This is a genomic window from Shewanella sp. 11B5 (assembly GCF_002836795.1).
Taxonomy (GTDB): Bacteria; Pseudomonadota; Gammaproteobacteria; order Enterobacterales; family Shewanellaceae; genus Shewanella; species Shewanella frigidimarina.
The window spans coordinates 1-5,044 of sequence record NZ_PJAP01000421.1; the positions used below are offsets into that span (position 1 = coordinate 1).

General features: G+C 43.1%; 6 protein-coding genes. All 6 read right to left on the bottom strand.

Going from position 1 to position 5,044, the window contains the following annotated elements; genetic code table 11:
* Nucleotides 1–40: 40 nt before the first annotated feature.
* Nucleotides 41–463 (bottom strand): copper resistance CopC family protein, encoded by a 423-nt coding sequence (locus CXF78_RS09810; protein ID WP_102036660.1) that lies wholly within the window; start codon nt 461–463, stop codon nt 41–43.
* 115 nt (nt 464–578) lie between these two features.
* Nucleotides 579–1,292: a copper resistance protein B gene (locus CXF78_RS09815; protein ID WP_102036661.1), complete on the bottom strand. Its 714-nt coding sequence runs from the start codon at nt 1,290–1,292 to the stop codon at nt 579–581.
* Nucleotides 1,293–1,303: 11 nt separating this feature from the next.
* The gene (locus CXF78_RS09820) at nt 1,304–3,367 is read right to left on the bottom strand and encodes a copper resistance system multicopper oxidase (protein WP_102036662.1); all 2,064 of its coding nucleotides are present in this window, start codon (nt 3,365–3,367) and stop codon (nt 1,304–1,306) included.
* Nucleotides 3,364–3,879 (bottom strand): DUF411 domain-containing protein, encoded by a 516-nt coding sequence (locus tag CXF78_RS09825; protein WP_102036663.1) that lies wholly within the window; start codon nt 3,877–3,879, stop codon nt 3,364–3,366. Before CXF78_RS09825 ends, CXF78_RS09820 begins: the two co-directional genes overlap by 4 nt.
* A gap of 137 nt (nt 3,880–4,016) precedes the next feature.
* Entirely contained in the window at nt 4,017–4,391 is a 375-nt protein-coding gene (locus CXF78_RS09830) for a hypothetical protein (protein WP_220492622.1), read from the bottom strand.
* A gap of 191 nt (nt 4,392–4,582) precedes the next feature.
* Nucleotides 4,583–5,044: efflux RND transporter permease subunit (locus CXF78_RS09835; RefSeq protein WP_145991408.1), on the bottom strand; the 462-nt coding region annotated here is incomplete at its 5' end.

Consider the following 5,044-nt stretch of genomic DNA (forward strand, 5'->3'; position numbering starts at 1 on the left):
GATATTTCAAATACGGTTAATATCATGTTTACTCATCCACTTATTGATGTGCAGTGTGCTCGCTAGTCTCATGCTCCATTGTCATAGGCGGTGCACTGCGAGTGTTCATGCCAGAGTCGTGAAGCATAAAGCTCATGTTGCCTTTCATCTTATGACCGTCATCACCCATGATCATCCAGTTAACCGTGTAATTAGCTGCGCTTAATGCTGGTAGAGCGAATGAAAATGCTGCTTGGCTGGTCGCACTTGAAGGTAATGTTAGCGGTACGCTTTGCTGCTTCTCATCTTGCATTGTTAATTTGACCAAACGTACCGGAGCCGTAAAGGTCATTTCAAGCGTTGTTGGGGCTTGACTTAGCATGGCACCGTTAGCGGGCATAGAACTGCCCAGTCCGACATGAGCAAATGCTGAAGCACTCAGGAATAGACCTGTTACGACTAAAACGTTGTTAAATAATTTCATGATATTTCCTTTTATATTGTTTTTAACGATCGAAAAACGGTTTACATAAATGATTAAATATTGGCTTAGCTAACATCTTGGCGCCAAGCTTATAACTCAGTGTACGAACGAGATCTTAGAACCACGCGCTAAAACCAATAACAAACTGGGTTTCTTGTGTATCTTCCCCTTCACTTCGGGCGTAATCGGCGGTATTACCGAGCTTCTGACGCCAATCCACACCGATATAGGGTGCGAACTCTCGAACAATCTCGTATCTCAATCGCAGCCCAGCACTCACGTCAGATAAGCCTGAGCCTATTCCAAGTTCAGCATCGTCCTTACCAAATAAATTAACTTCTACTTCAGGTGTTAATATCCACTTTTGAGTGATTAACAGTTCATATTCTGCACTCAAACGCATAGCCGTACGGCCTTGTTCACCGATGAATAAAGCCGCGTCAATATCAAAAAAATATGGCGCTAACCCTTGAACCCCAATCACAGCCCAATTACGGTTCGGAGTCGGTTTGATATCGGTTTTAATACCGAATTGTACATCCCAGTATGGTGCGATGGGCTTACTGTAAAGAGCCTGAATTTCAAGATCTTGCTTATCACTATTTGAATATTCACCTTCAGTTTTAAGCCACAACTTATTCAAATCGTAACCTAACCAGGCTTGTGCACTAAACTGGGTAGGATCTTGCGGATCCACGCCTTTTTCAAATTGATCCAGCATGACTTTTGTTAATAGAGGGTCATCATTACCGCCGGCAAACACAGCTGAGCTAGTCAATGTGGCGCTCAGACTCAACAGTCCCAAGGCCATTAAATTCGTTTTATTCATCTGTATTCCCCTTATTTCACCACGACTTTTCTGAACATGCCTGGCATGTGGAATAACAAGTGGCAATGATATGCCCATTGCCCTTTTGCATCGGCGGTGACTAAGTAACTGATCTTAGAGCCCGGCTGAACTAATACCGTGTGCTTACGGGGAATAAAATCAGCATCGCCTGTCTCTAACTCACTCCACATACCATGCAAATGCATAGGGTGAGTCATCATAGTGTCGTTCACTAAGGTGATCCGCAGTCTTTCTCCGTATTCAAACTCTAATGGCGCGGCGTCCATAAATTTCACCCCATTCACAGACCACATATATCGGTTCATATTGCCGGTTAAATGCAGTTGAATTTCGCGGCTAGGTTGGCGTGTGTCATAGGTAGGATGTAAGCCTTTAATATCACCATAGGTTAATACTTTGCGATTGAATTGCTGTTGATGGTCACGCAGCCCAATCCCGGGATCGTGTAAACCACTTTTTGGCGCATCGGCACGCATATCCACTTGTGGGCCGAACTCGGTGTCAATGTGCTTAATTTCATTGTTACTGCCAAAGCCTGCAAGCCCTAGTCCTGAGACTGTCGCTTTCGTAGCGTCCATGGTCATCTTGCTGTGATCCATGCCAGGCATATCACCGCCGTCCATGGCCATTTTGCTGTGATCCATGCCAGGCATATCACCGCCACCCATAGCCATCTTGCTGTGATCCATGCCAGGCATATCACCGCCGTCCATAGCCATCTTGCTGTGGTCCATGCCAGGCATATCACCGCCACTCATAGCCATTTTGCCATGATCCATGCTTGACATATCACCGCCGCCCATAGCCATCTTGCTATGATCCATGCCTGACATATCACCGCCACCCATGTCCATTTTGCTATGATCCATACCGCTCATATCCATGTCACTCATATCCATGCCCATATCACTGTGGCCAAGGACAGGCCTTGGATCCATTGGGGGAATAGGAGCATGTAAACTGGCATCTGAGGTAAGGTTACCTACCGTAAAGCCGGTGCGGTCGATACTCTGAGCAAAAATGCAATAGGCATTATCAACCTCTGGCTCAATAACCACATCATAGGTTTCAGCAACACCTATTCGAAATTCATCCACAGAAACCGGTTGAATGTTCTGACCATCACTGGCAACAACAGTCATTTTGAGACCCGGTATACGCACATCAAATATGGTCATCGCAGAACTATTTATAAAGCGTAAGCGCACCTTCTCATCTTGTTTAAACAACCCTTGCCAGCCCTGTTGCGGTGGATTGCCATTCATTAAATAAGTGTAAGTTGAGCCGGTCACATCAGAAATGTCGCTGTCACTCATGCGTGCGTTATTCCACATCGAACGAGCGTTCCACGTATTGGTTAAGCCATTTTTATTCACGTCAGAGAAAAAATCCATTACCGTACGCTCACGGTAATTATAGTAGTCGGCTTGCTTCTTTAATTTGGCATAAATGTTTTCAGGGGCTTCGTCAGACCAATCAGACAGCATGATCACATAGTCACGGTCATATATGACCGGATCGGGGGTCGCTGGATCAATCACAATAGCGCCGAATAAACCGGTTTGTTCTTGATAGCCTGAATGACTGTGATACCAATATGTGCCACTTTGCTGGACGGTAAATTGATACTCAAATGTTTCACCGGGTTTAATACCATCAAAGCTAAAGCCAGGCACACCGTCCATTTCGGTGGGTAAAATAATACCGTGCCAGTGAATAGAACTATCATGGTCGAGATTATTTTTTACTCTTAAGGTGACTGTTTCACCTTCTTTCCAACGTAATAACGGCGCGGGCAGTAATTGGTTTACCACAGTAGCTCGAGCAGATTTCCCGGTAAAATTAACCATTTTATAGTCAATTGATAAGTCGAACACTTTGCCAGAAAGCTGGCTCAACGATTGGCTTAACGCATTGGCAACGGCATTTTTAGGGAAAGGGATCGACATCAATGCCAACATGGCGGATGCACCAAACACAAAACGGCGTCGGCTGTTGTTGAGTTCACTGTTTGTCGTTTGAATCATGGGTTTTATCATGTATTGCGATTTCATTGCACAGACTCCTCAAGCGAGTTCACTTGGGCGTAAACCTGGCTACTGCCATCATTTTTCAACAGTAATACTTGGTATGGCATAAATTTATCTTGGTACTCCATACCAGGGCTGCCCACAGGCATAGCGGGTACGGTTAGGCCGATAGCATCTTTAGGGGGGGTGGCTAAAAAACGACTAATGAATTTTGCAGGGATATGCCCTTCAAACACATAACCTTGAGATGACACTGCGGTATGGCAAGATTGCATTGAAGCAGGAATCCCCTTTGACTGTTTAAACTCATAAAGGTTGTTAATATTGTGGGCATTAACACTAAATCCACGCTCACGAATATGCGTTAGCCATTTCTCACAACAGCCACAATTGGCATCTTTATAAACAGTGAATAATGGCGCCGTAGTGCCGGGCTCTGCTGCATGGGCAGGTAACATCCCTCCCATAATTTGCAGAATAAAAATAGTACCTATGACACGAAAAAAACGAATAGAATTGCGATATAGAGCAGACATAATATTGCCTCCAAATCAAATTTCGTCACATTAAACAACGCGGTTTAATGTCAGTTTATTAACCGAAAAAGTTAAAAAATTGAAACTACATGATTGGCTAGGACAGTTAGCAAAAAAAAGGCGTAACTGTGCCTATGTTAGGCAAATATTGGAGGACGGTATAAAGATGAAAAATACTGAGGCATTAGTGCTGAGGTAAACATTGTTGCAGAATTAACTAAGCTGACTTCTGATTTAAGCGTTGGCATTGCCATCGTTAAAGCGACGGATAAACATGAGCCGACAGGACAATGGCACGCTTGGGCGCAGCAACTATCATCCGCACCATCGTTCATATCCATGTTCATATTCATTTGCATGCTAGCGTCATGACATGCTTTGCCATTTTCAGCAGGCATATTTGAAGTCGTCATTGAACTCATTGGCATAGTACCAGGCATAATCACAGACGCAAAAGTTTGACCGACAAACGTCAGTAAAACAAACATCATGATTAAATGGACTCTACGCAAAATATATCTCCAATGATTACAAATTAATGATAATAAGAAAAGCTTAGTTTAGCAATGAATATTTTATTAAACATATTACATTAGATAGTTATTAGATCGTCATTCAAATAACTATAATTAAAATTAATTAAATATAAAAATATAACGATGCAGATAGTTTTATCTGCATCGTTTTTTTAATCAACTCAACACTATCGTTCCTCATGTCTCAATTGAGTACGACGCCATAAAAAGAACACAACAGGAACAATTAATAGTGTCAGTATTATTGCACTGACCATTCCGCCTACCATTGGCGCAGCAATTCGACTCATCACCTCGGAACCTGTTCCAGTACCATAAAGGATAGGTAATAATCCAGCTATGATTGCTGCTGCGGTCATCATTACAGGACGTACGCGCATACCTGCACCTTGAATAACAGATTGAGTCAACTTTAGTTCATCAAATTTTTCTAGCTGCTGTGAACTATGATCAATCGCTTCTCTATAGGCTTGGTTTAAATAGACAAGCATAATGACGCCAATTTCGACAGCGACACCCGCCAATGCTATAAAACCTACCCCTACAGCAACTGAAAAATTGAAACCTTGTATATACATTAACCAGATACTACCCACCATGGCAAAAGGCAATGTACCCACAATAATTCC

Bases quoted from the DNA above. Each gene is read 5' to 3' on its own strand.
- CXF78_RS09810 (WP_102036660.1), bottom strand. From the start codon at position 463: ATGAAATTATTTAACAACGTTTTAGTCGTAACAGGTCTATTCCTGAGT.
- CXF78_RS09815 (WP_102036661.1), bottom strand. From the start codon at position 1,292: ATGAATAAAACGAATTTAATGGCCTTGGGACTGTTGAGTCTGAGCGCC.
- CXF78_RS09820 (WP_102036662.1), bottom strand. From the start codon at position 3,367: ATGAAATCGCAATACATGATAAAACCCATGATTCAAACGACAAACAGT.
- CXF78_RS09825 (WP_102036663.1), bottom strand. From the start codon at position 3,879: ATGTCTGCTCTATATCGCAATTCTATTCGTTTTTTTCGTGTCATAGGT.